Source organism: Hyunsoonleella sp. J2K-J805, assembly GCF_057167125.1.
The window spans coordinates 2526340-2552889 of record NZ_CM169901.1 but is presented as its reverse complement, the minus strand read 5'-3'; the positions used below and the strand labels follow the sequence as shown (position 1 = coordinate 2552889).

Sequence of the window (26550 nt, the reverse complement as noted above, 5' to 3'; positions counted from 1 at the left end):
AAATTAAAAATATGTCAAACGTAACTACCGCTACAAAAGATAGAGTGCCAGTTGGACAGAAAGCGGCCTTCGGAGCTGGTCATTTCATATTAAATATTTTACCAGGGACATTAGGGGTTTTTATTCAGTTTTTCCTGTTAACCGCTTGGGGCGTAGACCCTCTGTGGGCTGGTTTATTGGGTGGACTACCTAGGATTTTTGATTCGATAACAGACCCAATCATGGGGTTTATATCAGACAACACTAAATCTCGCTGGGGACGCAGAAGACCTTATATTTTTATTGGCGCAATTATTAGTGGTATCCTTTTCTTTTTAATGTGGCAGCTGGGTGATGATGCATCTCAATCCTATATCATATGGCATGTTATGATAATGCAATTACTGTTCTTAATTGGCAATACCATGTTTGCAACGCCTTTAGTTGGTTTAGGTTATGAGATGACATCCGATTATAACGAAAGAACAAGGCTTATGGCGTTTTCAAACACCATGGGGCAAATAGCGTGGATGATCGTGCCTTGGTTGTATGTTATCATTCCAGACACAAACACATTTAACACACAGACAGAGGGTGTGCGAACCATGGCACTAATTGTAGGCGTAATGTGCGTAGTTTTTGGCATTTTGCCTGCCTTATTCTGCAAAGGTATAGATTCTGAAAACATGGAAAACAGAAAAGAAATCAGTTTCAAAAGCCTTGCGAAAAATATGAAAGAGTTGGTTGCAAGCATCAAAGAGGTTTCTAAGAATAGACCATTTATGAAACTTTGTGGGGCAACCTTTTTAGTGTTCAATGGGTTTCAACTGGTTGCCGCTTTTGGGGTTTTTATCATTGTGTTTTATATGTATAACGGCAGTTATGAACTTGCTGGAACATGGCCTGCTTGGTTTAATACCATCAATGCTATTATTACAGCCTTTATTGTAATACCCATTATTTCAAAAATGGCTAGTAAGTTAGGAAAAAGAAAGGCTTTTATAATATCTACCGCCCTTTCAATTGTGGGATACCTTTTAAAATGGTGGGGCTTTGATAAGGAGCTAAACAATCAATTTAATAAAACAGAATTAGGTAAGAGCTTAAATTCTGGCATAGGTTCAATATTTGAATCTTTAAATCCTGTACTTGATAATATTGGAATGTCATGGTTCATTATAGAACCAGGAAGTGAAATACCATGGCTAATATTTGTACCAATACCACTATTTGCATTTGGAATGGGAGGACTTTTCACCTTAATGATGAGCATGACAGCAGATGTTTGTGATTTAGATGAGCTCAGAAATGGAATGCCTCGTAAGGAAGGAACTTTTGGAGCCATTTATTGGCTAATGGTTAAAATAGGACAATCAATTGCCCTAGTACTTGGAGGCTTGATATTAAGCATAGTTGGTTTTGACCCCAATGTTACCGAACAGTCTATGGAAACCATGAACAGATTGCGAATAGCTGATATTATAGTGCCATCGGTCACTGCTGCCTTGGCCATTTGGGTAATGTGGAAATACAGTCTTACAGAAAAAAGAGCCAAGGAAATAAAAGAAGAATTAATTGAAAGAAGAGGAGAATTGTAAAAATAATTAAATCATGTCATACAGATCAGATAAAACATTGTCGCTATCAGGCGGACACCTTGATAACAAAACCTCAAAAGGCTTGCAGAATTTATATAAGCGCATTTTAAAAAATGGCATGCACGGTATATGCTTTAGTGCTTATGAAGAAGGTCAGAAACCGGGGGATCAATTATCCGAAAAACAAATTAGAAAGAGAATGAAAATAATAAAACCATATACAAAATGGATACGTTCTTTCTCCTGTACAGAGGGTAATGAAATGATTCCTAAGATAGCTAAGGAATATGGCATTAAAACCCTTGTAGGCGCTTGGTTAGGGGATGATGTAGAGATAAACAAGAAAGAAATAGCAGGACTTAAAAAGTTAGCGAATGAAGGATATATTGATATTGCGGCTGTTGGTAACGAGGTTATGTACCGTGGAGATTTAACCGAAGATGAATTGTTAGCTTTTATCTACGATGTAAAACAAGATATAACAGATATTCCTGTGGGTTATGTAGATGCATATTATGAGTTTGCCCAAAGACCGAAAATAGCCGAGGCTTGTGATGTTATTTTAGCGAACTGCTACCCCTATTGGGAAGGATGTAGTATTGAGTATTCCCTAATTTATATGAAAGACATGTACAATAAAGCTCTAAAAGCTGGTAATGGCAAAAAAGTGATAATATCTGAGACGGGATGGCCTAGTGAGGGTGAGGGTCTAAAAGGTGCATTGCCATCAAACCAAAACGCTATGAAGTATTTTATAAATACGCAATTGTGGGCTCAAGAGGAAAACATTGATGTGTTTTACTTCTCATCTTTTGATGAATCTTGGAAAGTTGGATCTGAAGGAGATGTTGGAGCATATTGGGGCTTATGGGATAAAAATGAGAAGCTTAAGTTTTACACAAATGGTATAAGCTTAAACAAAACCAAAAGGCTATTTGTGTAACATAAAAGCCTAAATCTAGTATACTTTCATCTAGTTCATTAAAGTCCTTATTTACAGAAGGCCATACATTATATTTCATTGAGCTAAACCACCACAACATTACCACAACACTCTCCTATTGTCTATGTGCAGCTACTTATTTTGCTACACGTATCATACGAGAAAATATCAATAAAAACAGTCAATTTTTGAAAAATTAATAAAAAACATAACCATTTTTTATTATGTATGTTTTTTGTAGGGGTTGTAAATAGCAAAATATCAATGTTTAGGATTTAAATTTGAAATACATCATAAACTAAGAATTCAATTAATTATTAATTAAAACATTTATTATGAAAAAAATTACATTATTATTTTTTCTTTTAACAGCATACTTTAGCTATGCACAACCAACTACCAATGCTGCAGATCCGACAAATGACCCTAGTGACGTTATTTCTATTTATAGTAGTGGAGTATTTACTGATGTAGCAACTAACTACGACCCTAATTGGGGACAATCTGGACACACATTGGTGAACACAGCCTATGATCCAGGAACAGGAAGTACTATTTTGGCTTATCCTAATTTTAATTATCAAGGCACGGAACTAACAACACAAAGCGCTGCGGCTATGGAATTTTTGCATGTCGATATTTGGACTTCAGCAAATCCTGCTAATACCGATATACAGGTAAGTCCTATTAATAATGGTACGGGACCGGGAGAAGTTTTGGTATCTATAGCTTATACATCAGGAACTTGGACAAGTGTTGATATTCCTAAATCTTCTTTTACTGGAATGACATGGGATAGTGTTTTTCAAATGAAGTTTGCTGCTAACGGACCCGGAAGTACTGTTCCTGTAGATATTTATTTGGATAATATTTATTTTTGGAAAGCAGCAGTAGATCCTGCTAAAGATGCTACGTTAAGCGATTTACAAGTAGATGGAGCAACAATTACAGGTTTTAGTGGAGCAATTACAGAGTATTCATACGCCGTACCTTCAGGAACTGCAACAGTGCCTCAAATTACTACAGCTACCACTACGCAAGCAGGAGCTTCTGCAGTAATAACTCAAGCATCTGCAATACCAGGAGACGCAACGGTAGTTGTAACATCAAGTGATGCATCTACAATGGAAACGTATACAATTTCTATTTTTGAAGAAGGGCCTGCTACAGCAGCTCCAACACCTCCAGCAAGAGCAGCTTCTAGTGTTAAGTCTATTTTTAGTGATGCTTATACTGATCCACAATCAGTTGTTGCGATGAATACATTTGATACGGGATGGTGCCCTGGAACTACAACGGATGTAATGATTGCTGGTAATGCAACTAAAAAAGTAACAGGTTTAGGATGTGAAGGCCTTGAGTTTGTTACAGGAAGGTTTGATCCAACGGCATTAGGTTTAACACACTTCCATGTTGATGTTTACACAGAATCTACAACAATGGATAAGAGTTTAAACTTAAAAATATCTAACTGGAATAATGGTGGTGGTGAAAATAATGCCATAGAGTTTTCAATTACCAATGCAAGTAGTCCAAGTTTACCGAACCCAAATCCAGGAACATGGATTTCATATGATATTCCACTTGCGGACTGGACAGCTGGGTTGAAAAATGATTTCGTGCAGTTTATTATTACATCTGATTTAGGAACAATTTGGTATGATAATATGTACTTCCATAGCGGAACAACTTTAAACAATGACGAATTCTCAAAAACAACTTTTACAGCTTTCCCTAACCCAACACAAAATAGTTGGAGACTTAGAGGAGAAATTCAAATAGAAAATATTAGAGTAATAGATATCTTGGGAAAGGAAGTACTATCACTTTCCCCAAACAGCAACGAAGCTGAAATTGATGGTTCTAATTTAAAGACTGGTATTTATTTTGCTCAGATAAAAACTATTGCCGGAATGGATAACATTAGATTGGTAAAGCAATAAATAGCTGCTAAGTTTAGATTGTTTTAAAAAAGACGCTTTATTTAAAGCGTCTTTTTTTGTTTATGTATTTATTTCTTTACTTTGTTTAAAGAATCATCTTTTACATGTTTGACGATATAATCAGAGCCATCCCTTTTGGTATCATTTTGGCGTTTACCATTGGTCCGGTTTTTTTTGTGCTTTTAGAAACAGGCGCAACAAAGGGTTTCCGAAGTGCTTTGATTTTTGATTGTGGTGTGATTTTGGCCGATATATTGTTTATCATCGTTGCTTTTTTCAGTACCAATAAGCTAGTAGAAAATATAAAGGGTGATCCAAATTTTCTAATCTTTGGCGGTGTATTATTGGTTGCTTATGGTTTAATTTCATTTATAAAAACGTCCAGATCCTTTCGTGAAATTGTTAGAGAATACTATAAGGTAGAAATAAAAAAAGGCTACGGTAAATTGTTTTTAAAGGGTTTCCTCCTTAACTTCATTAATATTGGCGTCCTAATAGGCTGGGTGGCGTTCATAGTATTTGCTAATACAATTACAGAATCTGAAAACGGGGTTGTCGTGTTTCTTACTACAATACTAGTGGTCTATCTATTAGTAGATCTAATTAAAATTTCCATAGCTAAAAAGCTCAAAAGCAGACTAACGCCGAGACTAATATTCAAAACAAAAAAAATTGTGGCTTTAGTGATTTTAGCGTTTGGTCTGTTACTGCTGGTCCAAGGTTTTTTTCCTGAAGAAAAAGAACTTATAAAAGAGCAACTTGATAAAATGAATCCCATAAAGGAAAAGCTTCACTAACGTGTAATACGTTTAATAATTTACAAGGTAAATTCTAGTGTATCCCAATGAAGGAAACGCCTAGATATTAAAAAAATCGTTTACTTTTGTGCGATGCTGTTCCAGGATGTTTTAGGGCAAGAACATATAAAATCGCACTTAACCCAAAGTGCTGACAACGGACGTATTCCACACGCGCAGTTATTTGTAGGACCTGAGGGTAGCGGCACTTTACCAATGGCTATTGCCTATGCACAATATATTTTGTGCGGGAATAGTAACGGTGATAACACTTCTGGGAATGATGCGTGCAACTTTAAATTTAAAAACTTGTCACACCCCGATTTACACTTTGCATTTCCTGTAACTACTAGCAGCAAAGTAAAAAGCAAGCCTGTTTCTAATTTTTATCTAGAGGAATGGCGACAGTTGCTGCAAGAACAGCCTTATGGCAATTTGTTTGATTGGTACAAACTACTAGGAGTAGATAATAAGCAAGGGCAAATAGGTGTAGACGAGGCGAATGAAATTGTAAAGTCACTCACCTTAAAATCTTATGAGGGCGGTTATAAAGTAATGCTGATTTGGATGGCTGAAAAAATGAACATGGCCTGTGCCAATAAGCTTTTAAAGTTAATTGAGGAACCGCCAAACCGAACTATTTTCTTATTGATTGCCGAAGATGAAGAACAGATTATCAACACGATTCGTTCCAGATGTCAAGTTTTGCATTTTCCTCCGTTAGCAGAGGAGGTGATTAAAGCAGCCTTGATTAAAAATTACAACTTGGAGAGTGCAATTGCCACAAAGATTGCACATCAAGCTAATGGAAATTTTAATAAGGCATGTGATTTGGTCTATCACGACTCCGAAGACACACAGTTTGAAATGTGGTTTATATTTTGGATTCGCAGCGCGTTTAAGGCTAAAGGGAACAAGGCGGCTATCCACGACTTGATTACATGGAGCGAAGATATTGCCAAAACTGGACGTGAAACACAAAAGCAGTTTTTAAATTTTTGTTTGGATTTTTTCCGTCAGGCTTTATTACTAAATTACGACGCCAACGATTTGGTGTATTTTGAGCCTAAAACCGAGAAGTTCCAATTGGATAAATTTGCACCATTTGTGCATGGGAATAACATTATGGAAATTAGTAATGAACTTCAAGATGCTATTTACCATATTGAGCGAAATGGGAACTCTAAGATTATTTTAACAGATTTATCAATTAAGTTGACTAGGTTGTTACATAAAAAGCCTGATTAAAAGTTACAAGGAATATTACAACGTCGTTGCGCAACAATAGGTCAAAATCATAAGCTTACAAATGATTAAATGCGATAGATAATTTAAACTCTTTCTTTTTATGTTGATCTCTATAGCATAAAAAAAGTCACACTATAAACTAGATTTTTAAGCGTTTATGTGTTTTCTGTCTTTTACTCTTTCTTATACCCTGCATTTAAAGCATCCAAAATGGTTTGGGTTAAGTCGGTTTGATCTTTACCATATAAAACTGATGAAGCCCCATCGCTTGTGCCTAAAATAAAGTCGTAACCATTGGTCTTACCATAATTTTGCACAAAGTCTTTTACTTCAACTATTAAGGTGTCTATTTCTTCTTGAAAAGATTGCTGTATTGCTTGCTGTTCGGTTTGGATTCTTTGACTTAACAATTGTTCCTTTTCCTGAATCTCTTGGGATAATTTTTGAAGGTTGATTTGAGACATACGTTTTGCCTTAATCTGGGCTTCTTTTAGATCTAATTGATAAGCAGCAACCATACTATCTCGTCTTTTATTAAATATTTGCTCTTTTCCCTTAAAACGCTCTTCTAAATCTTTTTTAGCTTGGTAGTCGTTAATTAAGGTGCTATTATGCACATAACCTATTTTATTTGGTTTTTGGCAAGATGCTAAAACTAGTATTACTGCTAGGACGAAAAATATAGGTTTCATGCTTTTATTTTTTAGTTAGATTCGTTTTATTTTTCAAGGTCGCACAAATGTAACAAAGTATGTGAAAATGAAAACCGTAATTGGTTGGATTTTAACTTATAATAAAAAGCTATAAGTATTATAGCTTACAATAAACAAAAACTATTACTTTTAGGCCTAAATAAAGCCGTTTAAGAGCGTTAAAAATCCAGAAAGGATCTTACGTTGTTTAACAGAGTAATATTGAAACAGCGTTGGTAAAATTAGTTTTAACGGTTTTTAATGATATAAATTAGGGAGGAAGCTTCTTTTGAGTCTAGGGCTTTGATATTTGAGACTAAGCCAACCCAGAATCCTTTGATGGGATTCATTTTTCCTGACTTATATTTTTCAGAGAGCATGCTTACATAAAAGGCATCAAACCACATTGGTTTAGTTTTTACAACTTTTAAATCAAACTTCTTAACTAAATTTGAAACAGAGTTTTGATTAAAATGCCAAAGATGTCTAGGCACATCGTATGCAGCCCAAAATGCTTTATAGTATTTGGCATCATAACTGTTATAATTTGGTACTGCTATTATGAGAGAACCGTTTGGCTTTAAAAGTTTTTTAATGATTGTGATATGATCTTCCAAATTAGGGAGATGTTCAAGAACGTGCCATAACGTAATTATATCAAAACTATGTGCATCGAATTTTAAAAGGTGTTCTATTTCAAAAACAGCATTGTTTGTTTTTTTATTAGCAATAGCTCTTGCTTTTTCGTTTGGTTCGATACCAAAAACTTGCCACCCATTCTTCTGCGAAGTTTTTAAGAAATCACCTGTGCCACATCCAACATCTAAAAGCGTTTTCCCTTTTAAAGAAAACGAATTGATCAATTTGAATTTCTTTTTTAGGGAAATACTTCTAACGAAATGATATGCTTTTTCAAATAAATTTCGTTTAGAATCTGTATGGGAAATGTAGTCTTCACTGTTATAATATTCTGGTAATTTATCTTCTGATGGGCGAGGTGAAGTTTCCAAATAACCGTATTCCAAATTTTCAATTAAATGAAACTCTTCACCAGAAACAGAGTAATCCTTAACGATGGGATATGATGGATTTGCGTTCATTTTAAATTAAATTCAGAGTATAATTCAGCAATACGAAAACCAAGATTGTTTAAAATGTTCCACGTGGAACGTTTCAGATTTTATTGAAATTATCTTCCCATATAAACTAACAATACGGAAATATCATTTGGTGAAACACCACTAATTCTTGATGCTTGGGAGACTGTTGTTGGCTGAATTTTTTTCAGCTTTTCTCGAGCCTCAAAACTCATAGATTTTATTTGTGAATAGTCAAAATTAGCTGGTATTTTAACGTACTCTAATCTATTTAGCTTATCGGCGTTATTTTTTTCTTTAGAAATATATCCAGCATATTTCACCTGAATTTCGGTTTGTTCAATGACTTCCCTATCCAAATTATTATTATTAATATACGACTCAACAGACGACACTTTTCTAACATCTTCCATCTCTATATTAGGGCGCGCAAATATTTTAAAAAGCTTTCCTGATTGCTTTACAGGTGATGAGTTTTTCTTTTCTAAAATTGGATTTATCTCTTCTGGCTTTACACTTTGGGTTTCGAAAAACGACACAAATTTTTCCGCAGCCTCGTGTTTTTGCTCCATACGTTCTAAACGTTTTTCAGAAGCTAAACCAAGCTCGTAACCTTTAGGCGTTAACCTTAAATCCGCATTGTCTTGGCGCAACAAAGTTCTGTATTCTGCTCGGGATGTAAACATGCGATAGGGTTCTTCTGTGCCTTTTGTGATTAAATCATCCACCAAAACACCTATATAAGCTTCATCTCTTTTGAGAGTAAAAGGATGTTTATCCTGTACTTTTAAGCTGGCGTTTATACCAGCCATTAACCCTTGGGAAGCTGCTTCTTCGTAGCCAGTTGTGCCGTTAATTTGTCCTGCAAAATATAATCCTTCAACAAGCTTAGTTTCTAACGTATGCTTTAGCTGTGTTGGCGGGAAATAATCATATTCTATAGCATAGCCAGGTCTAAAGAATTTCACATTTTCAAAACCATGAACAGATCGTAAAGCCTTAAACTGCACATCTTCTGGCAATGACGTAGAGAAGCCATTCACATAAACTTCAACTGTGTTCCAACCTTCAGGTTCGATGAATAGTTGATGTCTGTCCTTATCGGCAAAACGGTTTATTTTATCTTCAATTGAAGGACAATATCTAGGACCGAGGCTTTTGATTCTCCCGTTAAACATTGGCGATCTGTCAAATCCTTCACGAAGCAAATCATGCACTTCAGGACTTGTATAAGTCATATGGCAAGAACGTTGATTTTTAAGTGGTTTTGTAATATCTAAATAAGAAAACTTTTCAGGATTGTCGTCTCCTGGCTGTTCAATCATTTTAGAATAATCAAGAGAACGTCCATCAACCCTTGGGGGTGTTCCCGTTTTCATTCTACCGGAATCAAAACCTAAATCCACCAATTGTTCTGTAATTCCGGTTGCAGCTTTTTCTCCTGCTCGCCCACCACCAAAATTTTTATCACCAATGTGAATCAATCCGTTTAAAAAGGTACCGTTGGTCAGTACAACAGTTTTAGATTTAATTTCTATACCTAAAGAAGTTTTGATACCAACAACCTTATTGTCTTCAATCAGCAAACCAGACACCATTTCCTGATAAAAATCTAAGTTTTCTGTTTGCTCTAAAAGCAACCTCCAGTCTTCAGCAAATCGCATACGGTCACTCTGTACTCTAGGACTCCACATAGCGGGTCCTTTAGATTTATTGAGCATTTTAAACTGGATAGCCGAAGTGTCAGACACAATACCGCTGTAACCACCAAGTGCATCAATCTCACGAACTATTTGCCCTTTGGCAATACCGCCCATGGCTGGATTGCAAGACATTTGCGCAATGTTTTGCAAATTCATGGTAACCAATAAGGTTTTGCTTCCCATATTTGCAGCAGCAGCCGCGGCTTCGCTTCCTGCGTGCCCCGCTCCTACTACTATAACATCATAAAGTTCGTTAAACATAATTCTCCTTTTTCAAAAACAGTGTTCCACGTGGAACATCTTAGATTCCCGTTGTCATGGGAATGACAATTTTATTTCAACCCTCGACGCAGGTGTCGGTGAGTTGGTAATAAAATTTGGTCTGCAAATATACGTTGAAATCTTTAATTTAAGACAACATCTTCACGTAGTGGTCTTCCTTTGCCCTCATTACCTTGGCATCTTCATCTGTCTTATCCTTATATCCGCAGTAATGCAACACACCATGAATAATTATTCTATGAAGCTCGTCTTCAAAATTAACTTCGAAATCCTTGGCGTTATCAGCCACTCTTTCTATGGAAATAAAAATATCGCCTTGTATTATTTTTCCGATAGAATAATCAAAGCTAATGATATCCGTTAGTGTATCATGATTAAGGAATTCAACATTTAATTTGTGTAGATAATCATCATCGCAAAACACATAATTGATCTCTTCTAACTTGTACCCTTCCAACTTTATGGTCTCAATAACCCAATGGGATATGTGTTCTTCTGAGGTGAGTTTAAAATCCGTTTCGTAGTTGAAATTAATCATTAGCTTTTTTAAAATATTGCTGCACTTTCTTTTTATAAACTTGCTGCAAAGGTAAAGCTTGACGGTTTAAAATTTCTGTAGTTTGAAAATATTGTTTTGCCGTTGGTATGGTGCTGTTTGAATCATTATCAAAATTATTCGTGTTGGTTTCAGATTCTCTCCTGTTCTCCTCACCTTGCTGGAACGTAGCATTATCTAGCTTTAATAATTGATGTTTTAAATTCATCATTTTTTGCAGCGTTTGATTGGTAAACCCTTTATTCAATAAATCCAATTCTATTTCTTCCATTTGTCTGGAGAGATTTTCTCCAATACCACCTTTACCTTCTTTTTCTAATCGCTTATCTAAAGCCTCACGTAGTTGCTGTTGCTTTTGATAAATTTCGTAAAGTAAACCTTCCATATCAAAATTAGAGCCTTCACCCTCGCCTCCCGTTTGCTGACCGTTTTCTCCCTCTTTGCCTTGTTGCTTACCGTTCTTGCCCTTGTCTCCTTGCTCTCCATTTTCACCTTCCTTTTCTCCTTTGCCCTTCTCTTTGCCTTCGCCTTCTTTTGGTTTTCCCTTTTCACCTTTCTTCATGCCTTGTTGCATCATCTGGTTGAGCTGCTCCTGACTCATAATGATGTCTGGCAATTGCATATCACCTTGCCCTCCTTGACCCATAGACATGCTCATACTTTCTTGCATATTATCCAAAATGTCACTTAGCATATCTGCCAAATTGTTAGTAGCAGTTATAGCAAATTGCTGATTCGAAACCCCTTGATACAATTGGTTTTCTGCTAAACGCCCCAAAGCTTTGTCGATATTAAAATACACTTCAGAGATCTCTTTATTTACTTGCTCAGATAGTTTTGGCTGACGTAGCGATAAGGCAAACAAGCTATCATCAATATGCTCAAAATGTTCCTTTAAATAACTTTGGCGCTTTAAATAATTGGCGTAGCTGTTATGATTAACGTCAATGGATTTAAACTGATCCATTAATGCCTCTTCATCAAACGAAAACAGCACTAAATTATCCAATATTTGTCGCAGCATTTCAATGTCCTCTTGTATTTGTTCGCCACTCATCGACTGCATAGAATTTTGCATTTTACTACTGAGCTGTTTCATCTTTTGAGCCGCTTTCTTTTGACTTTTCTGCGCATTTTGCATATGCTGCTTTTGTTGTTCAGACGGTTCGTTTTGCTCATTTTGCTCTTGCGGTTCTTGTTCTTCTTCCTGTGTCTCTTTTTGCTCTAAAGCTTCTGATGCCTTTTGCTGCTCATCTTCAATTTCCTTTTCATCTAGTTTATCCCGTGGAATATCAATTGGCTTTTTTAAGTCCTTACTCTCCTTCTCCAGTTCCTCTATTTGCTTTTTAAACTCCTCAAAACTTTCGTTAAGAGCATCCTGTTTTTCTTTAGTATTTTCCTCTTTTGACGATTCAGAGAGTTGCTCTTGTTCCTTTGCTAATTGTTCTAAATCATTCGCTAACTTCTCCAATTTCTTTTCTACATAAAATCGTTTGGTAAGCTCTAGCAATTGTTCTAAACTTCGTTTTTTATTTTTATTCTGTTTCGCAACTTCCTCTAGCTTTTTAATCAACTCTTCATTATTGATTTTTTCCTGCAATTTTTCCAGTTCCTCCAGTAATTTTTCGTTCTTTTTTAATTGCGCTTCGTTTTCCTCCAAGCGTTTCTTTAAATCTTCTTTAAAAGGATCCTCTTTTTGCTCTTCCTTTTGAAACTCTTCTAAATTATCCTGCAGTTTTTTATTGAAATTCTTCATCATTTCATCCTGCTGCTTTTGGCGTTTAAAAAATGATGCTAATTTCTTTTTATCATTGAAGTTTAAATTCTTTTTCTCTTTACCGGTTTTGGTCAGTTCATCCAAGCGTTTTTCCTGCTCCTCAAACTTCTCAAGCGATTTGTTTAAGTCCTTAATGCTTTCCCCCTGCTCTTTTAGCTGTTTCTCTTTTTCTTCTTCCAGAGTGCGTTTTCGATAATTAAAAACAGGGCTTTTTTTACTTTTAAACCTATTCACCCTATCATTATCAAACACCTGAAAGTATAACTGGTAAGGCACACCAGCTGTAATCTCTAAATTATCAGGAAAAGCTGAAATAAAATCTTGAACATTGGAAGACCTAATCGCAATAGCTTCGGTCTTTTTATCTTTCTCATTATCAGAAGGGTAATACACTAATTGTAATTTGCTTAGTCCATAATCATCGCTAACTTGTCCGTAGAAATAAAGCGTTTGCAAATCCAAACTATCCACTTTCATTTGTACATTCAATTCAGGAAATTCATCCTTAACCACATCAATGGAAAACGATAAATTCTCATAATCCTTCAAATTTTTATTGCTCGTACTTAAGGTATAGTTGTAATCTGAATATAGATTTTTAGAGGCAGAAAAAGTATTATCATTTTTTGAAGCGAAACCAAGGGTGTCCTTTGCATACAAAAACACATTATCTGTAGATTTGGTTTGCAATTGCCATGTTACCTTTGTGCCCTCAGGAACCACTGCATTCCCTGTGCTTTTTAAAGTTTCATCTCGCTTTTTAGTGTGATTGGGATAATCCAAAACCATCTCAAAACTCAATAACGACGGCACTTCAACTATTTCAAGTTCGTACGGTTTAGAATTTACTTCATTTGCTGAAAGACTAAACGTGATGGGTTGTTGTGGTTGTGAAAAAATATACTCAAACTGTCCAACACCTGTTTGCTGTAAAAAATAAGTCTCATCGTTATATTGAATCTGGGCATTTTCAGGAGCAACTTCTCCAGCTGTTTTTACCAAAAGCTTAAAATCCTTGCCTTCAATCGCCTTCAAATCTTCATTCACCACGAAAAACTGAAACGGTGCAGGTGGCTCATAAGCCGTTTTATAGTCAACTACGCGCTTGTAGCTGTCGCTAAACCAATTAAAATTTCCAGTAGCATACACTAGCAACAAAATAATAATGGGAATTACGGCATATTTTAAATACGACAAATTCTGCTTAAAATTAACCGCCAATTTAAACGGAATTGGGTTCAACTCAACCGATTTCTGGTCAATACTTGCCAGCAATAGTTCCGATTGCTCCGCACTCTCCTTCAATTGAATAACATTCAACAATTTATCATCCACCTCAGGAAAATGTGTCCCAATAATCTTTGCAGCCTTCTCATAATCAATGCCTTTTTTCAGCTTAAACAATTTCGCCAACGGAATAAACACAAACTTAGTAAGTAACGCCAATTCCACAGCAATAAACAACCAAAACAACACCGTTCTTGCTATCGTGTTCAGCCATAAAAAATGCTCAATCAATAAGGTCACCAGAAAATACAGCAAGCCAATGGCAAAGAACAAAATGCCGCCTTTTAGCAGCTCATTGGTATGGTACCGCTTTATAAACCGCTCTAATTTTTGCTGAATATGTTTAAAATTATCCATGATTTGGGCATAAATACAAGGGTTTCAAGCCTTTTAAGCTACTAAACTACAATTTTATTTTCTACTTCAATTTAAACCTCCCGTTAAAATACTCCCAATATCAAGGTTTGGGCGCTCCCCTTTGGGTAAGGCCTGCCTGCCGGCAGGCAGGCTTTCCGCTAATAGTTTTGGCTTCCCGCTGTAGCGGGACCAAAAGCTGCCGCTGCAATCCTTAGCGCATCTATCTGCTAGTGTATTTACAAAAACGCAATCCTTTCTCTATCTGCTAAACTTCTGCAGGCTACACTTTGTCTTTATAGAGTACTGCTCTATCTTTGCCATAGTTTTAAAACAGATAAAACATGACTAAAAACGTTCGTGTGCGTTTTGCACCTAGCCCAACAGGACCATTGCATATTGGCGGTGTTCGTACTGCATTATTCAACTATTTGTTTGCAAAAAAACACAACGGCACTTTTATACTTCGCATAGAAGATACAGACCAAAACAGATATGTGGAAGGCGCGGAGCAGTATATTATCGACGCTTTAAACTGGTGTGGTATGCCTGCTGATGAAAGCCCTGTAAACCCTGGGAACTACGGGCCATATCGCCAAAGCGAACGTAAGGCCATCTATAAACAATATGCCGACGAATTGATTGCTTCAGGAAATGCCTATTATGCGTTTGATACTGCCGAAACATTAGATTTCCATAGAAAAGATCATGAAGCAAAAGGCAAAACCTTTATTTACAATTGGCATAACCGTTTAAAGTTAAAGAATTCCTTATCGCTTTCCGAAGAAGAGGTAAAAGCGAAGTTGGATGCCGGCGAAGATTATGTGATACGTTTTAAATCACCACAGGATGAAATGCTGCATTTAAAGGATATTATCCGTGGCGATATTCAAATAGACACCAATGTTTTAGATGATAAAGTATTGTTTAAAAGTGATGGCATGCCCACCTATCATTTAGCAAATATTGTGGACGACCATTTAATGGAAATCTCGCATGTGATACGGGGCGAGGAGTGGTTGCCCTCTTTAGCGTTACATTACCAATTGTACCAAGCCTTTGGTTGGGAAGTTCCTGAGTTTGCACATTTACCCTTGATTTTAAAACCCACAGGAAAAGGAAAATTAAGCAAGCGTGACGGTGATAAATTAGGATTTCCTGTTTTTCCGTTAGAATGGAAAGATCCCAAAACAGGAGATGTGTCTCGTGGCTATAAAGAAGACGGTTATTTCCCTGAAGCTATGGTGAATTTTTTAGCCTTTTTAGGCTGGAACCCAGGCACAGAGCAAGAGATTTTTAGTTTAGATGCTTTGATAAACGCTTTCGATTTAGAACGTGTCAACAAATCTGGTGCGCGCTTTGATCCAGATAAAACCAAGTGGTTTAATCATCATTATATGCAAGAGCAAGCTAATGATGAATTAGCAAAAAAGTTTTTACCAATAATAAATGAAAAGCTGAATGTCATTCAGAGCGGTAGCGAAGAATCTCAGGATGGGATTTCTCCCAATGGTCGAAATGACATCGACGTGAATTATGTAGAGATGGTTGTTGCTTTAATAAAAGAACGCGCCACTTTTGTCTCAGACTTTTGGGACTTAAGTCATTTTTTCTTCACAGCACCAGTGTCTTATGATGAAAAAGCAACAAAAAAGGCCTTTAAGGAAGGGACAAAAGATATCTTAAAAGAAGTAGCTTCTATTGTAAATGCCATTGATGATTTTACTGTGGAAAACCTTCAAACCAACTTAAAAGGTTGGATTACCTCAAACGATATAGGTTTTGGTAAAGTAATGATGCCATTGCGTTTAGCATTGGTTGGCGCACTGCAAGGGCCTGATGTGTTTGATATTATGTATATGATTGGGAAAGCGGAGAGTGTAAAGAGGATTGAATCAGTGATGGAGATTTTATAGATTAAAAACACCTAAAATGAAAAGGACGATTATAATTTTAGCTTTATCTTCATTTACTTTACTTAATGCTCAATATTCAAAAGGAAAAATCTACTTTAAAGATGAAACATCCTTAGAAGGCTTTGTTCAAATAAAAGATATGTAAATTGTAAGTTTTAAAGCCAATAGAAAGGACACGCCTATTAAGTATAATCATGAAACTATTAATAGTGTTCATGTGAATAATTCCAAATACAAATATGTAAAAAGTACAAATTATGATACACCCAAACTTTTGAGTGAAATGATACAGGGTAAAATAAAACTATATAGTTTCATTACTTTTAGTTCTGGTGGATTTTCATCTACTGGTGTTTCATTTGGATCTCAACGAGCTCCTTGTTATTACATCTCGGTAAACGATAGCCTGATAAATGTTGGCTCAAAGTTTAAGAAAAAGCAAATGAATATTTTCAATGATTGTGCTTCTCTAGTAAAAAAAATTAAGAGGAAAGAATTCAATAAGTGGGATATTTATGATATTGTAGAGTTCTATAATGAAAACTGTGAATAAAATTGCAACACATGCCAATACTAAAAAGTATTCTTTTTTTCTTTACTGTGATAGTGTTTGCTTCTTGCACTGAACAACAACGAATCAATCTCCCCCTCCACAACAAAAAAGTGCTAATTTTAGGCAACAGCATTACCGAAAATGGCAAATACGTTGATTTTTTAGAATATCATCTTAGAAAAAACTACCCTGAAACATCCTTGGATATTATCAGTATTGGGTTATCCGGAGAAACTGTTTCGGGAGGTTCTGAAGCAAACCGCTCTGTTCTGAGACCCCGTGTGCACTCGCGATTGGATGATGCCTTACAACTCATCAAACCAGACCTAGTTTTAGCTTGCTACGGCATGAATGACGGTATCTATTCGGAGAAAGATAGCTCACGTTTTGAAGATTATAAAAACGGTGTACATAAGCTAATTAAAAAAGTGAAAGCAACTAATGCGGAACTCATTTTAATGACACCAACGCCTTTTGATCCAGACCCGATTATAGACCGCGTAGCTTTTGAAGATGAACCGCAATCGTATCAGCACCCGTATTATGATTATGGATCTGTTTTATTTGAATACTCCAAGTGGTTAAAAACTCTTGAGAATATTAAAACAATTGACCTTAACACTTATTTGAATAATCAACTTGTTGCCATAAAAACCCAAAAATCAGATAGCACCTTTATTCCGGATGGTGTACACCCCAATGCCATCGGTCATTTTTATATGGCTAAAAAAATACTGTCTGATTTGTATCCTAACATTCAAATCAATGATCCAACAGCTGCAATCGCACCTCTTAAGATTGACCCTCTGTTTTTAATGGTTAGTAACCGCAGAAAAATACGTTCTGAGGGATGGTTAAACTATGTGGGCTATACTAAAGAAGAAACCGTAAAATCAGATGATATCAGTTCTACAATCGAAGAAGTAAAGCAATTGGATTCCGCAATTAAGCAAACACAGCATTATACTAAAGAACAGTTTAAATAATTTAGAACGATACCATTGCCCCCAAAACCAACATGCTTTGATTACCTTTAAAACGCGCATCTCCGCCAGTAGTGTCTAGCCCTTCGTTTTCAAGTTTATTCAAAATATTAGTAAAGCCATAAATGTATTGCGCCTTCAACTTAAAGTTTCTAATGCCTAAAGACGCACCCACAGCGCCATTAAAATTAAATTGTGAAATATTGGTAATATCCTCAGCAGTTAAATTTGCGTAATTATTAATATAATACCCTTCTTGATCTCTGTTTTTAAGCTCTAATTTTCCGTTATATTGCAACATTGGTCCTGCATCAATAGTAAAATGGTTTGGTATTACTTTTATGTGCATAAGCATTGCTACTTGGGCAGCAAACATTTTATAGTTGATAAATTCATTTTCGGTACTAATTAGACTCGGACGTCCTAGGATATCAATATTACTTTCGGATAATTGCATGCCAAAACTAACATTATACCAACGCAACGGTATATCAACAGTAGCCGATAATCCGCCTAAAAAACCGTTTCCCTGAGAGGTTACGAAATTATCAGTAGTAATATCAAACTTAGTAATACCTCCAAAAACCGAGAAGCCGTTAGTAATCGGGTAATTCCCTTTTTGCGCATGGTGAGTTGTAACAAAACATAGTGTAATTGCTACTAATAAAATGTGAGTATTAATTTTCATGGTATTTAGGGTTTAATGCTCAAATATAACGTAAATTAGTAATCCGAAATTTTTAACCATTAAAAAACACTGATATGAACTTCTTTTACATCCCATTTATCGTGTTGGGATTAATTATCTTAATCTCTTCATTCTTCATTGTTAAACAACAAACAGCCACAATTATTGAGCGTTTTGGTCGCTTTCAGAGCATAAGACAATCTGGATTGCAGATGAAAATACCATTAGTAGACCGTATTGCAGGTAGGTTAAGTTTAAAAATCCAACAGCTAGATGTGATTATTGAAACAAAAACACTAGATGATGTATTTGTGCGCTTAAAAGTTTCTGTACAGTATGTTGTGATAAAAGATAAGGTGTATGATGCTTTTTATAAATTAGAATACCCACACGATCAAATTACCTCTTTCGTATTCGATGTTGTGCGTGCAGAAGTGCCAAAAATGAAGTTGGATGATGTGTTTGTTCGTAAAGATGATATCGCTATTGCTGTAAAACGAGAATTGCAGGAATACATGTCTGAATATGGATATGACATTATTAAAACCTTAGTTACAGATATCGACCCAGATGCTCAAGTAAAAGCAGCGATGAACCGCATTAATGCAGCCGATAGAGAAAAAACAGCGGCGCAATTTGAAGGTGATGCTGCTAGAATTTTAATAGTTGAAAAAGCAAAGGCTGAAGCGGAAAGTAAGCGTTTACAAGGACAAGGTATTGCAGATCAGCGTCGTGAAATCGCACGTGGTTTAGAGGAATCTGTTGAAGTGCTTAATAGAGTTGGAATTAACAGTCAAGAAGCTTCTGCTTTAATTGTAGTAACACAGCATTATGATACGCTGCAATCTCTAGGTGAAGAGACCAACAGTAACCTAATTTTACTTCCAAATGCACCACAGGCAGGAAGTAATATGCTAAACGATATGGTTGCTAGTTTTGCAGCAAGTAATCAAATTGGTGAGGCTATGAAAAATGCCAAAAAAAATCTTCCAAAAGATAAGTAATCTATAGTGTCATTGAGAGCGAGGCACGACCGATGAATCTGCAAGTTATGATACGATGGATTCGGCGCTTCGCTTTGAATGACAACTAAAAATTTTATAATTTCTCAAATTCAATTTTTTCCTTTTCATTTTCTTTTGGCTGATTATTGATACTTCCAGGGAATGTCAAAGAGGTACTGGTAAAAGTGGTTCCAAAATTGATATTTGCATAATATACCTGACTTACAGCATCCTTAACCTGATGTTCGGACAATTCTTTTAAAGGATGAATAAACACCGACCATAACACACCATCTGAAACCGCATATTTTACATCTAAGGCTGTATGGAAATTGGCAACCAAAGCAGCTTTGATTAATTCTTCGTTTAAGCTATTAGAATCTGCTATTGGCGATATGATACGCATTCTATTATGATTTTCATCTGTAATGGAAATTAAGGGCACTTCTTTGATAAAAAATTGCCACCCACCTGGTTGTCCGTTTATGGAATCACTAACGCTGGTGTAAATCTCTTGAAGTTTGTCATTGGTCATATTTTGAGAAAAACCCAGAAAGGGCAATATCAAAAGAAGTAGTCGCAACTGTTTCATAAAAATGGGATTAAGTACACTTTGTCGGAATAAAAATAGAATACTTAAATACCAACCCATGTTAATTTTAATCAAAAGGGTGTCGTTCTTCCCAATCCTGTTTTGGGTTCATAAACCTGAATACTTGCTTTAAAATCCCATTTAAAACCCCATTTGTATGTTTTAAATACATGACCATAGGTTTTGCCTTCGCCCCAACAGAACTTTTAATTTCCATGGCGGTTCTGGCAAATACTATAGACTCAAAACCCGCTTCAATACCAAACTTTGTCATATCATAGAGCATGTTTAAGTATAGTTGATTAGGGTATTGATGCTCGGAATCGTAGCCTAAAAAGTAGGTTTCCAATTGTTTATCATTCAGTATTAAAGTGAAAAAACCAACCAATTCATCTTTCAAATAATACCCAAAAACCTTAAAGTTATCTTTTAGATGAAGTTTGTAATCATAAAAATGGTTTTCAGGTAAAATAAAAGTGTTAAACTTTGCATTGTTTGAAACGTTTAAATACAGCTGGTGAAGTAATTTTGAATGGGTTTTGATAGTTTTTAAATCCATTTCTCTGCAAACGATACTGTTTAGTTTCTTTTTAGCGCGTTTGTAGCGTCTGCGGTATTTTTTGTTCATGCACGATATGTAGTCACCATTCTCGCACCAATCTTCCCTAATATTCATTATCATGTTAGGTTGTACCGTTGCCTTATGCAATTTATTTACTTTGAAAAATGTATCATCTAAAACCGCATGATCCAAGAAATAGTCCTTTGCCAAAATTAGTCTTATGGTTTTATTGGTTTCAGCTTTTATGATAGATTCTATTTCAGAAACACCTTTAAAAATTGCATTGTAAAATTCATGATTTGAAATAGACTCGGAATCGAAGTAAAGTCCGTGTTGCCCCGTATGCGTTAAGTTACCAAGTACCAAAATATTACCCTTTAACAATTTTGAAACCGTATCTTTTAGAAAGGTTTTTACGCAGGACACTCTTGTATCTCTAAACATATCTTTTAGGTAGAGTTGTACACGTTGAATAAGGGCGACACCGATAAGGGCTTCGCCTTTAAAAACACCTATATAAAAACATATTATGTTGCTAGGAGCAGCGTTTTCTAAAGCTTGTAAATAAGCAGATTGTAAAAGAATATCGTTTACCGTTAAAGCATCCCATTCTTGCGGGACATCTTTTATGCTTCTATAAATTTGATAGTGTATCAATACAAAAAGAAAGACTGAAAATTAAACATCTTCAGTCTTTAAATATGTTAAAAGTTTACAAAATTATTGCCACCCACAAATGATAGCTCCCATAATTGCCATGGTTACCATCCAATACCCACTATTTATAAGGATGTACTTTGCCCCTTTACGCTCAAATAAAGCGTTAGTGCCCAGTACAGGAAGCACTATAAATACACCAGCAAAAAAGCCATGTAATGCCCCATGGCCAAAAGTTCTGTGTGCGGTACCATAATCTGCCATAAAAGCAGCGTAGGAAGGGAGTGCCCCTTCAATGTCTCCACCAACCATTCCCATTGCTCCAGTTTGGTGAATGGTTATCGTAAGCATACTCATAGCCAATAGCAAAGCAAAGACAAAAGCCATACCGAATATTTTTCCCATATTGGCACCTTTTATTTTTTCTTCGGTCATGTCAGCAGCTTTCATCCAAACGGTTCCAAACACTTTTGGATTGTACCAAACAAAACCAACAACTAAGGCTGAAATTGCAGCAACTAAAATCGCTAAAAAATTAATTTCCATAATATTAAAAAGTTATAGTTAGTACCTAAATATAGCTAAAAAATAAAACGGAAGGTTTTTTTTAACTTTTGAAACAGATTAAAATTTTAGATTAAAGAAGCCTCAGCAGCCAGTAAATCGTTTTTATCATCCTTTGCTTTTGAAAGAAAGTCTACTACAGATTGATTGCGCTCTAGACCATTATTGAGCATTACGTTTAAAACCAAAGTTACCGCAATTCTAGTGCCTGCTTTTTTTGCCGCAGTATTAAATAACGGCTCAATGTCATCGTATGAAACGTCTTTTGCTAACTCCAGTATTTCGGCGCGTACTTTTAAACGTTTCTCCTCTGGTAAATTGGTGTATTTTTTACCTAATTGTTTTATGACGTCGATCGCTTTTCGCTTAGGCTGATTGTTTTGAGGCTTTTGATTTTTTGGTTGTTGCGGCTTAATTTTTGCCCAGGTGTCCCTTAGCCCAACAGTTTTATTGAACACAAGTTTTTCAGAAGTACTATCATCATCCACATTGAAATAGCCCAATCTCTGAAATTGGTATCTATCCCCAATTTTGGCCTCTTTTAAACTTGGTTCAACAAAAGCTTTGATTGTTTTTAGAGAATCCGGATTTAAAAACTCCATAAAATCCTTGTCTTGGTGACTATCAGGAGCTTCATCCTTAAACAGTCGGTCATACTCTCTAACCTCAGCTTTTATGGCGTGAGATGTGGATACCCAATGCAGTGTGCCTTTTACTTTCTTTGAAGTGTCTTCAGAATACGTACAATGAATTTCCTTAACCTCTCCATTTTCATCCTTAACAACATCTTCTGCTTTAATGATATATGCATTTTTAAGGCGTACCTCACCTCCTAGCTTTAATCTGAAAAACTTATTACTTGCCTCCTCCTTAAAATCTTCTTTTTCAATATATAATTCTCTAGAAAATGGCACTTTTCTATAACCAGCACTTTCATCTTCCTGATTGTTTTCAGCATCCATCCACTCTATTTTATCTTCTGGATAATTTGTGATGATAAGCTTTACAGGATTTAAAACTGCCATAACCCTCGGTGCGGTTTTGTTCAAATCTTCACGAATACAAAATTCTAACAGTGATACGTCGATGACATTATCACGCTTTGCAACACCAACGGTTTCCACAAACTTTCTTAATGCTGTGGGCGTGTAACCTCTTCGTCTTAAACCAGAAATAGTGGGCATTCTAGGGTCGTCCCATCCGCTTACAATGCCGTCTTCCACTAATTTTAGCAGCTTTCGCTTACTCATGATGGTATAACTAAGGTTTAAACGTGCAAATTCACGTTGTTTAGGCCTTAATTTATCTGGGTCAACTACTTGATCCAAAAACCAGTCGTAAAGCTCCCTGTGAGGTTTAAATTCCAAGGAACATAAGGAATGGGAAATCTGTTCAATATAATCGCTCTCGCCATGCGTCCAATCATACATTGGGTAAATACACCAATTATCTCCTGTTCTGTGATGTTCCTTTTTTACTACACGATACATAATAGGATCGCGCATCAGCATATTGGTATGTTGCATATCAATTTTAGCACGCAAAATATGCTCACCTTCATCAAATTCACCATCCTTCATGCGTTGAAACAGTTCTAGGTTCTCTTTAACTGACCTGTTTCTATAAGGGCTATCTACTCCAGGCTCTGTAGGTGTGCCTTTTTGTTCTGCCATAGCTTCACTAGATTGTGAATCTACGTAGGCCTTCCCTTCCTTAATCAACATAATGGCCCAATCGTATAGCTGCTGAAAATAATCCGAAGAAAACAAAACCTTATCCCATTGGTAACCCAACCAAGCGATATCGCGCTTAATAGCATCAACATATTCCTGTTCTTCTTTAGCGGGATTTGTATCGTCAAACCTAAGATTTACGGGAGCATTATAATATTCACCCAAGCCAAAACTAATACCAATAGCTTTGGTGTGCCCAATGTGTAAGTAGCCATTAGGCTCTGGTGGAAATCTAAAACGCAAATCGTCACGCGACATACCATTTGCTAAATCTTCCTCTATAATTTGCTCTATAAAATTGAGTGATTTTCTTTCTTCAGACATAAAATATGTTACAATTGGAAGTTTTTAACCCCTTTAAATAAAATATTGGCAAAATTAGGTAATTTTACCGACTTAAAATCTGTTGTATGGGAATTATAAAGGTTGAAAACATAAGAGTTTTCTCTTATCATGGCTGTTTGAGAGAAGAGACAAAAATTGGTAGTGACTACCGTGTGGATTTAGAGGTGAAAGCCGATTTACAAAAATCTGCCAAAACCGATGAGTTAAACGATACGGTTGACTATGTGTTTTTAAATAAAGTAGTGCGGGAGGAAATGGGCACGCCCTCTAAATTGTTGGAAACTGTTGCCAAACGCATTTTAGATAGAATATTTAATGAAGATGTTTTGGTAAAAAAGGCAACCGTGAGTATTGGCAAACTAAACCCACCCATTGGTGGCGATGTAGAGGTGGTTACCGTAAAAATGACAGATAAGCGTAAAAAGTAATTTTTTGTGAGTAAAAGTCTCAAATTTTTTTACATTTGCAGCACTGATTTCCAATGTCTCGGGAATGACAATTTCAAAGGTCTATCAAATTTTATTTTGATAGATTTCATTTCATAAGGCGTCGTGGCCGAGTGGCTTAGGCACAGGTCTGCAAAACCTGCTACAGCGGTTCGATTCCGCTCGACGCCTCAACTAAAAGCTTCCTTTTATATATTGGAAGCTTTTTTTGTAATCTCAATTTTTTTTGGACGCCTGCCGCGCTTTTGGGCGTGGTTACCCAATCCTTATAACTATCTGGGTCGGGAATTTCAAACATAAAGCCTGTACAGAGCGTAGTTTAAGTATTCAACTCCTTAAGCGGATGCCGAAAAACCCTGAACACTACGAATTTAGTAAGAAAAGTAGTGGTTAAATTTATAACTTTTAGTATTTTTATGCAAGCAACAATTTGGGATAAAAACAACCAAAACTTCCGTATAGCCATCTAATTTGGGGGTATATAAAGAAGAAAGTTCCGTATATAAACAAGTTGGCAAACATTAAAACACACGATGAAAATTAACCTCAAATTTATATTTCTATTAATCTTTTCAATAAACATTATGAATGGACAAGACTCTGAAAATACTGAAACTATTGGTTGGGACGCAATAGACAATGTTTTGAAAGAAGAATATGGAGAACAAGTTCCTCAACATTATGCACCAAAAGTTTATTACTCACTTGGTGGAAATGAGCCTCTTGACGGAATTAGTGTTTACGTGGATAAAGAAAACAAATGTTATCATTACATAACTTATGGTTTTTCGGAAATCTATGAAAAAGAAACCGAAGACAAAAAAATTAGCGGATTTGGATTTGAATTAACTTTTAGGCTTAACTACACTGAATTTTCGGAAAAATATCCAACTTGGCCAATTAATTTGCTTCAGAACATTGCGAAAGTGACCTTTTCGAAAGGAATGACTTTCAAAGAATATCAAACTCTTTCGTCTGGACCAATTCGATTGGAACCAACAACTGAAATCAAAGGAATAATATTCACTTTAGACCCAACTCTCAAGAAAATGGAAACTGAAAATGGAAAAGTGGAATTTTTGCAGATTTTCGGATTGACAACGAGTGAATATCAAAATATAATAGAAAAGAAAACCGACAGAAGAGAATTTATAAGTGAGGAATTGAACAAAAACCCTTTACTTATAACCGACGTTGAAAGAAAATAACGTTTGCCAACACCGTATATAATTTATTGCTAGTTCTAGCCTACTTACGAAAATCCTCGCGGATTTTCTATTCGGTTTTTATTTGCTAAATTACGTGCTAAACCACGCAACAAACCATATACAAACACGTTGGGCATAATTAAAGTGACATTAAACTAAATAAAGAATAAATGGAATTATCATTACAATTATTACAAGTTTTTCTTATACTCATTCAATTTATATTTCTCATTTTTGGATATAGACTAACTATCAAACATTTCAAAATGTCAAAGTCATCTGATTTTTTGGAAAGATTTCTATCAAAAGAAATGGTAGATTCCAGAACAGTTGTAGATAAATTATTTAATGAAAGTGACTTAAAATCAACATTAGAATATCTTAATAATCCTGAAAATATTGGAGATTTAAATAAAGTTAGAACGTTTGCAAACTTTTTTCAAGAACTATCAATTGCAAGAGATATGAATTTAGTGTCTGACAAATATGTTTATAAAATATTTGATGTTTTAGTATGTAAATATTGGACGTTGTTGTCAGGCTGGATTTCTGATTATCGTTCAAAATCAGACAATTCTTTATATAGCGGATGGGAAGACTTAAGGGATGATTTTAGAAATAAAAATAATGAACTAAAAAAAATATAAATATGATTTCAATAGAACAAAAATTAGTTTTAGAAACCAATTCTAAATCCGTAAAAATTGGTAATGAATTTAAAAATTATGACGTAACTCATTCAAAAATCACTTTAGAAACAGAAGACCATTCGTTGACAAAATTCAACACAATTACAAATTCACTAGATTGTGAAATAACAGTAAATTGCGGAATCGAACCACCACTAATGTTTTTTAAATTTCAAGATAGTGAGGAATTGATGGAAATAAATCACGATTATCAAACTAACGTTATTAAAGCATTAAAAGAGCTAAAATAACTATGCCCAACAATGGCTATAAGTAATTGCTTGTTCTCGCCTACTTCTGAAAATCCTCGCGGATTTTCAGTTTGGTGTGTACTTGCAAAGTTAAACGCTAAAC

At 35.6% G+C, this 26550-nt stretch carries 24 protein-coding genes and 1 tRNA gene; 15 read left to right on the top strand and 10 right to left on the bottom strand.

The window, feature by feature from the left end:
- Positions 1-11 precede the first annotated feature (11 nt).
- From AC1B0Z_RS11385 to AC1B0Z_RS11365, 5 genes are all read left to right on the top strand, one after another.
- Positions 12-1577, top strand: a complete 1566-nt coding sequence (locus AC1B0Z_RS11385; RefSeq protein WP_483792144.1) for an MFS transporter — start codon at positions 12-14, stop codon at positions 1575-1577.
- 13 nt (positions 1578-1590) lie between these two features.
- A complete protein-coding gene (locus tag AC1B0Z_RS11380) occupies positions 1591-2520 on the top strand; it encodes a glycoside hydrolase family 17 protein (protein ID WP_483792143.1) in 930 nt (309 codons plus the stop codon).
- Between the two features lie 335 nt (positions 2521-2855).
- Positions 2856-4463: a T9SS type A sorting domain-containing protein gene (locus AC1B0Z_RS11375; RefSeq protein WP_483792142.1), complete on the top strand. Its 1608-nt coding sequence runs from the start codon at positions 2856-2858 to the stop codon at positions 4461-4463.
- 104 nt (positions 4464-4567) lie between these two features.
- The gene (locus tag AC1B0Z_RS11370; RefSeq protein ID WP_483792141.1) at positions 4568-5260 is read left to right on the top strand and encodes a LysE family translocator; all 693 of its coding nucleotides are present in this window, start codon (positions 4568-4570) and stop codon (positions 5258-5260) included.
- Between the two features lie 93 nt (positions 5261-5353).
- Complete coding sequence (locus AC1B0Z_RS11365; RefSeq protein ID WP_483792139.1) at positions 5354-6508, top strand: DNA polymerase III subunit; 1155 nt, start codon at positions 5354-5356, stop codon at positions 6506-6508.
- 173 nt (positions 6509-6681) lie between these two features.
- Here the strand turns inward: AC1B0Z_RS11365 and AC1B0Z_RS11360 are convergent, their stop codons facing one another.
- The 5 genes from AC1B0Z_RS11360 to AC1B0Z_RS11340 all read right to left on the bottom strand — a co-directional run bounded on the left by AC1B0Z_RS11360 (position 6682) and on the right by AC1B0Z_RS11340 (position 14259).
- Complete coding sequence (locus AC1B0Z_RS11360) at positions 6682-7200, bottom strand: OmpH/Skp family outer membrane protein (RefSeq protein WP_483792137.1); 519 nt, start codon at positions 7198-7200, stop codon at positions 6682-6684.
- A 248-nt stretch (positions 7201-7448) separates the two neighbouring features.
- The gene (locus tag AC1B0Z_RS11355; protein ID WP_483792135.1) at positions 7449-8300 is read right to left on the bottom strand and encodes a class I SAM-dependent methyltransferase; all 852 of its coding nucleotides are present in this window, start codon (positions 8298-8300) and stop codon (positions 7449-7451) included.
- Between the two features lie 89 nt (positions 8301-8389).
- On the bottom strand, positions 8390-10261 hold the full coding sequence (gene mnmG, locus AC1B0Z_RS11350) for a tRNA uridine-5-carboxymethylaminomethyl(34) synthesis enzyme MnmG (RefSeq protein ID WP_483792133.1): 1872 nt from the start codon (positions 10259-10261) through the stop codon (positions 8390-8392).
- A 148-nt stretch (positions 10262-10409) separates the two neighbouring features.
- A complete protein-coding gene (gene ybeY, locus AC1B0Z_RS11345) occupies positions 10410-10820 on the bottom strand; it encodes an rRNA maturation RNase YbeY (RefSeq protein WP_483792132.1) in 411 nt (136 codons plus the stop codon).
- Positions 10813-14259 carry a hypothetical protein gene (locus tag AC1B0Z_RS11340; RefSeq protein ID WP_483792130.1) on the bottom strand — a complete coding sequence of 1149 codons (3447 nt, stop codon included), beginning with the start codon at positions 14257-14259 and terminating at the stop codon, positions 10813-10815. The genes ybeY and AC1B0Z_RS11340 overlap by 8 nt, the downstream gene beginning before the upstream one ends.
- Positions 14260-14600: 341 nt before the next feature.
- On the opposite strand from AC1B0Z_RS11340, the gene gltX reads away from it, so the two are divergent.
- From gltX to AC1B0Z_RS11320, 4 genes are all read left to right on the top strand, one after another.
- On the top strand, positions 14601-16172 hold the full coding sequence (gene gltX / locus AC1B0Z_RS11335; RefSeq protein ID WP_483792128.1) for a glutamate--tRNA ligase: 1572 nt from the start codon (positions 14601-14603) through the stop codon (positions 16170-16172).
- 16 nt (positions 16173-16188) lie between these two features.
- Positions 16189-16317, top strand: a complete 129-nt coding sequence (locus AC1B0Z_RS11330) for a hypothetical protein (RefSeq protein ID WP_483792126.1) — start codon at positions 16189-16191, stop codon at positions 16315-16317.
- Positions 16318-16389: 72 nt separating this feature from the next.
- Positions 16390-16725, top strand: coding sequence for a hypothetical protein (locus AC1B0Z_RS11325; RefSeq protein ID WP_483792125.1), 336 nt, complete (start codon positions 16390-16392; stop codon positions 16723-16725).
- A gap of 11 nt (positions 16726-16736) precedes the next feature.
- On the top strand, positions 16737-17711 hold the full coding sequence (locus AC1B0Z_RS11320; protein ID WP_483792124.1) for an SGNH/GDSL hydrolase family protein: 975 nt from the start codon (positions 16737-16739) through the stop codon (positions 17709-17711).
- Position 17712: 1 nt separating this feature from the next.
- Here the strand turns inward: AC1B0Z_RS11320 and AC1B0Z_RS11315 are convergent, their stop codons facing one another.
- Positions 17713-18396 (bottom strand): hypothetical protein, encoded by a 684-nt coding sequence (locus tag AC1B0Z_RS11315; RefSeq protein ID WP_483792122.1) that lies wholly within the window; start codon positions 18394-18396, stop codon positions 17713-17715.
- Between the two features lie 74 nt (positions 18397-18470).
- Here AC1B0Z_RS11315 and AC1B0Z_RS11310 point away from each other — a divergent pair, with 74 nt between their 5' ends.
- Positions 18471-19400: an SPFH domain-containing protein gene (locus AC1B0Z_RS11310; protein WP_483792121.1), complete on the top strand. Its 930-nt coding sequence runs from the start codon at positions 18471-18473 to the stop codon at positions 19398-19400.
- 94 nt (positions 19401-19494) lie between these two features.
- On the opposite strand, the gene AC1B0Z_RS11305 is transcribed toward AC1B0Z_RS11310, so the two are convergent.
- The 4 genes from AC1B0Z_RS11305 to AC1B0Z_RS11290 all read right to left on the bottom strand — a co-directional run bounded on the left by AC1B0Z_RS11305 (position 19495) and on the right by AC1B0Z_RS11290 (position 23832).
- Positions 19495-19992, bottom strand: a complete 498-nt coding sequence (locus AC1B0Z_RS11305) for a hypothetical protein (RefSeq protein ID WP_483792119.1) — start codon at positions 19990-19992, stop codon at positions 19495-19497.
- Positions 19993-20059: 67 nt separating this feature from the next.
- Complete coding sequence (locus AC1B0Z_RS11300) at positions 20060-21211, bottom strand: GNAT family N-acetyltransferase (RefSeq protein WP_483792118.1); 1152 nt, start codon at positions 21209-21211, stop codon at positions 20060-20062.
- A 63-nt stretch (positions 21212-21274) separates the two neighbouring features.
- Positions 21275-21757 (bottom strand): DUF1761 domain-containing protein, encoded by a 483-nt coding sequence (locus AC1B0Z_RS11295; RefSeq protein WP_483792117.1) that lies wholly within the window; start codon positions 21755-21757, stop codon positions 21275-21277.
- A gap of 86 nt (positions 21758-21843) precedes the next feature.
- The gene (locus AC1B0Z_RS11290) at positions 21844-23832 is read right to left on the bottom strand and encodes a glutamine--tRNA ligase/YqeY domain fusion protein (RefSeq protein WP_483792116.1); all 1989 of its coding nucleotides are present in this window, start codon (positions 23830-23832) and stop codon (positions 21844-21846) included.
- An 86-nt stretch (positions 23833-23918) separates the two neighbouring features.
- Here AC1B0Z_RS11290 and folB point away from each other — a divergent pair, with 86 nt between their 5' ends.
- The 5 genes from folB (at position 23919) to AC1B0Z_RS11265 (ending at position 26447) form a co-directional block, all read left to right on the top strand.
- Positions 23919-24281, top strand: a complete 363-nt coding sequence (gene folB, locus AC1B0Z_RS11285; RefSeq protein WP_483792114.1) for a dihydroneopterin aldolase — start codon at positions 23919-23921, stop codon at positions 24279-24281.
- Positions 24282-24398: 117 nt separating this feature from the next.
- A tRNA-Cys gene (locus AC1B0Z_RS11280) sits at positions 24399-24470 on the top strand.
- Between the two features lie 413 nt (positions 24471-24883).
- Complete coding sequence (locus AC1B0Z_RS11275; protein ID WP_483792113.1) at positions 24884-25507, top strand: suppressor of fused domain protein; 624 nt, start codon at positions 24884-24886, stop codon at positions 25505-25507.
- A 170-nt stretch (positions 25508-25677) separates the two neighbouring features.
- Positions 25678-26154 (top strand): DUF4760 domain-containing protein, encoded by a 477-nt coding sequence (locus AC1B0Z_RS11270; RefSeq protein ID WP_483792112.1) that lies wholly within the window; start codon positions 25678-25680, stop codon positions 26152-26154.
- Between the two features lie 2 nt (positions 26155-26156).
- Entirely contained in the window at positions 26157-26447 is a 291-nt protein-coding gene (locus tag AC1B0Z_RS11265) for a hypothetical protein (protein WP_483792110.1), read from the top strand.
- The last annotated feature ends 103 nt before the right edge of the window (positions 26448-26550 follow it).

Bases quoted from the DNA above. Each gene is read 5' to 3' on its own strand.
- AC1B0Z_RS11320 (WP_483792124.1), top strand. From the start codon at position 16,737: ATGCCAATACTAAAAAGTATTCTTTTTTTCTTTACTGTGATAGTGTTT.
- AC1B0Z_RS11270 (WP_483792112.1), top strand. From the start codon at position 25,678: ATGGAATTATCATTACAATTATTACAAGTTTTTCTTATACTCATTCAA.
- AC1B0Z_RS11375 (WP_483792142.1), top strand. From the start codon at position 2,856: ATGAAAAAAATTACATTATTATTTTTTCTTTTAACAGCATACTTTAGC.
- AC1B0Z_RS11380 (WP_483792143.1), top strand. From the start codon at position 1,591: ATGTCATACAGATCAGATAAAACATTGTCGCTATCAGGCGGACACCTT.
- AC1B0Z_RS11330 (WP_483792126.1), top strand. From the start codon at position 16,189: ATGAAAAGGACGATTATAATTTTAGCTTTATCTTCATTTACTTTACTT.
- AC1B0Z_RS11385 (WP_483792144.1), top strand. From the start codon at position 12: ATGTCAAACGTAACTACCGCTACAAAAGATAGAGTGCCAGTTGGACAG.
- mnmG (WP_483792133.1), bottom strand. From the start codon at position 10,261: ATGTTTAACGAACTTTATGATGTTATAGTAGTAGGAGCGGGGCACGCA.
- AC1B0Z_RS11305 (WP_483792119.1), bottom strand. From the start codon at position 19,992: ATGAAACAGTTGCGACTACTTCTTTTGATATTGCCCTTTCTGGGTTTT.
- AC1B0Z_RS11315 (WP_483792122.1), bottom strand. From the start codon at position 18,396: ATGAAAATTAATACTCACATTTTATTAGTAGCAATTACACTATGTTTT.
- AC1B0Z_RS11365 (WP_483792139.1), top strand. From the start codon at position 5,354: ATGCTGTTCCAGGATGTTTTAGGGCAAGAACATATAAAATCGCACTTA.
- ybeY (WP_483792132.1), bottom strand. From the start codon at position 10,820: ATGATTAATTTCAACTACGAAACGGATTTTAAACTCACCTCAGAAGAA.
- AC1B0Z_RS11295 (WP_483792117.1), bottom strand. From the start codon at position 21,757: ATGGAAATTAATTTTTTAGCGATTTTAGTTGCTGCAATTTCAGCCTTA.
- AC1B0Z_RS11355 (WP_483792135.1), bottom strand. From the start codon at position 8,300: ATGAACGCAAATCCATCATATCCCATCGTTAAGGATTACTCTGTTTCT.
- folB (WP_483792114.1), top strand. From the start codon at position 23,919: ATGGGAATTATAAAGGTTGAAAACATAAGAGTTTTCTCTTATCATGGC.
- AC1B0Z_RS11310 (WP_483792121.1), top strand. From the start codon at position 18,471: ATGAACTTCTTTTACATCCCATTTATCGTGTTGGGATTAATTATCTTA.
- AC1B0Z_RS11360 (WP_483792137.1), bottom strand. From the start codon at position 7,200: ATGAAACCTATATTTTTCGTCCTAGCAGTAATACTAGTTTTAGCATCT.
- AC1B0Z_RS11340 (WP_483792130.1), bottom strand. From the start codon at position 14,259: ATGGATAATTTTAAACATATTCAGCAAAAATTAGAGCGGTTTATAAAG.
- AC1B0Z_RS11290 (WP_483792116.1), bottom strand. From the start codon at position 23,832: ATGTCTGAAGAAAGAAAATCACTCAATTTTATAGAGCAAATTATAGAG.
- gltX (WP_483792128.1), top strand. From the start codon at position 14,601: ATGACTAAAAACGTTCGTGTGCGTTTTGCACCTAGCCCAACAGGACCA.
- AC1B0Z_RS11370 (WP_483792141.1), top strand. From the start codon at position 4,568: ATGTTTGACGATATAATCAGAGCCATCCCTTTTGGTATCATTTTGGCG.
- AC1B0Z_RS11265 (WP_483792110.1), top strand. From the start codon at position 26,157: ATGATTTCAATAGAACAAAAATTAGTTTTAGAAACCAATTCTAAATCC.
- AC1B0Z_RS11275 (WP_483792113.1), top strand. From the start codon at position 24,884: ATGAATGGACAAGACTCTGAAAATACTGAAACTATTGGTTGGGACGCA.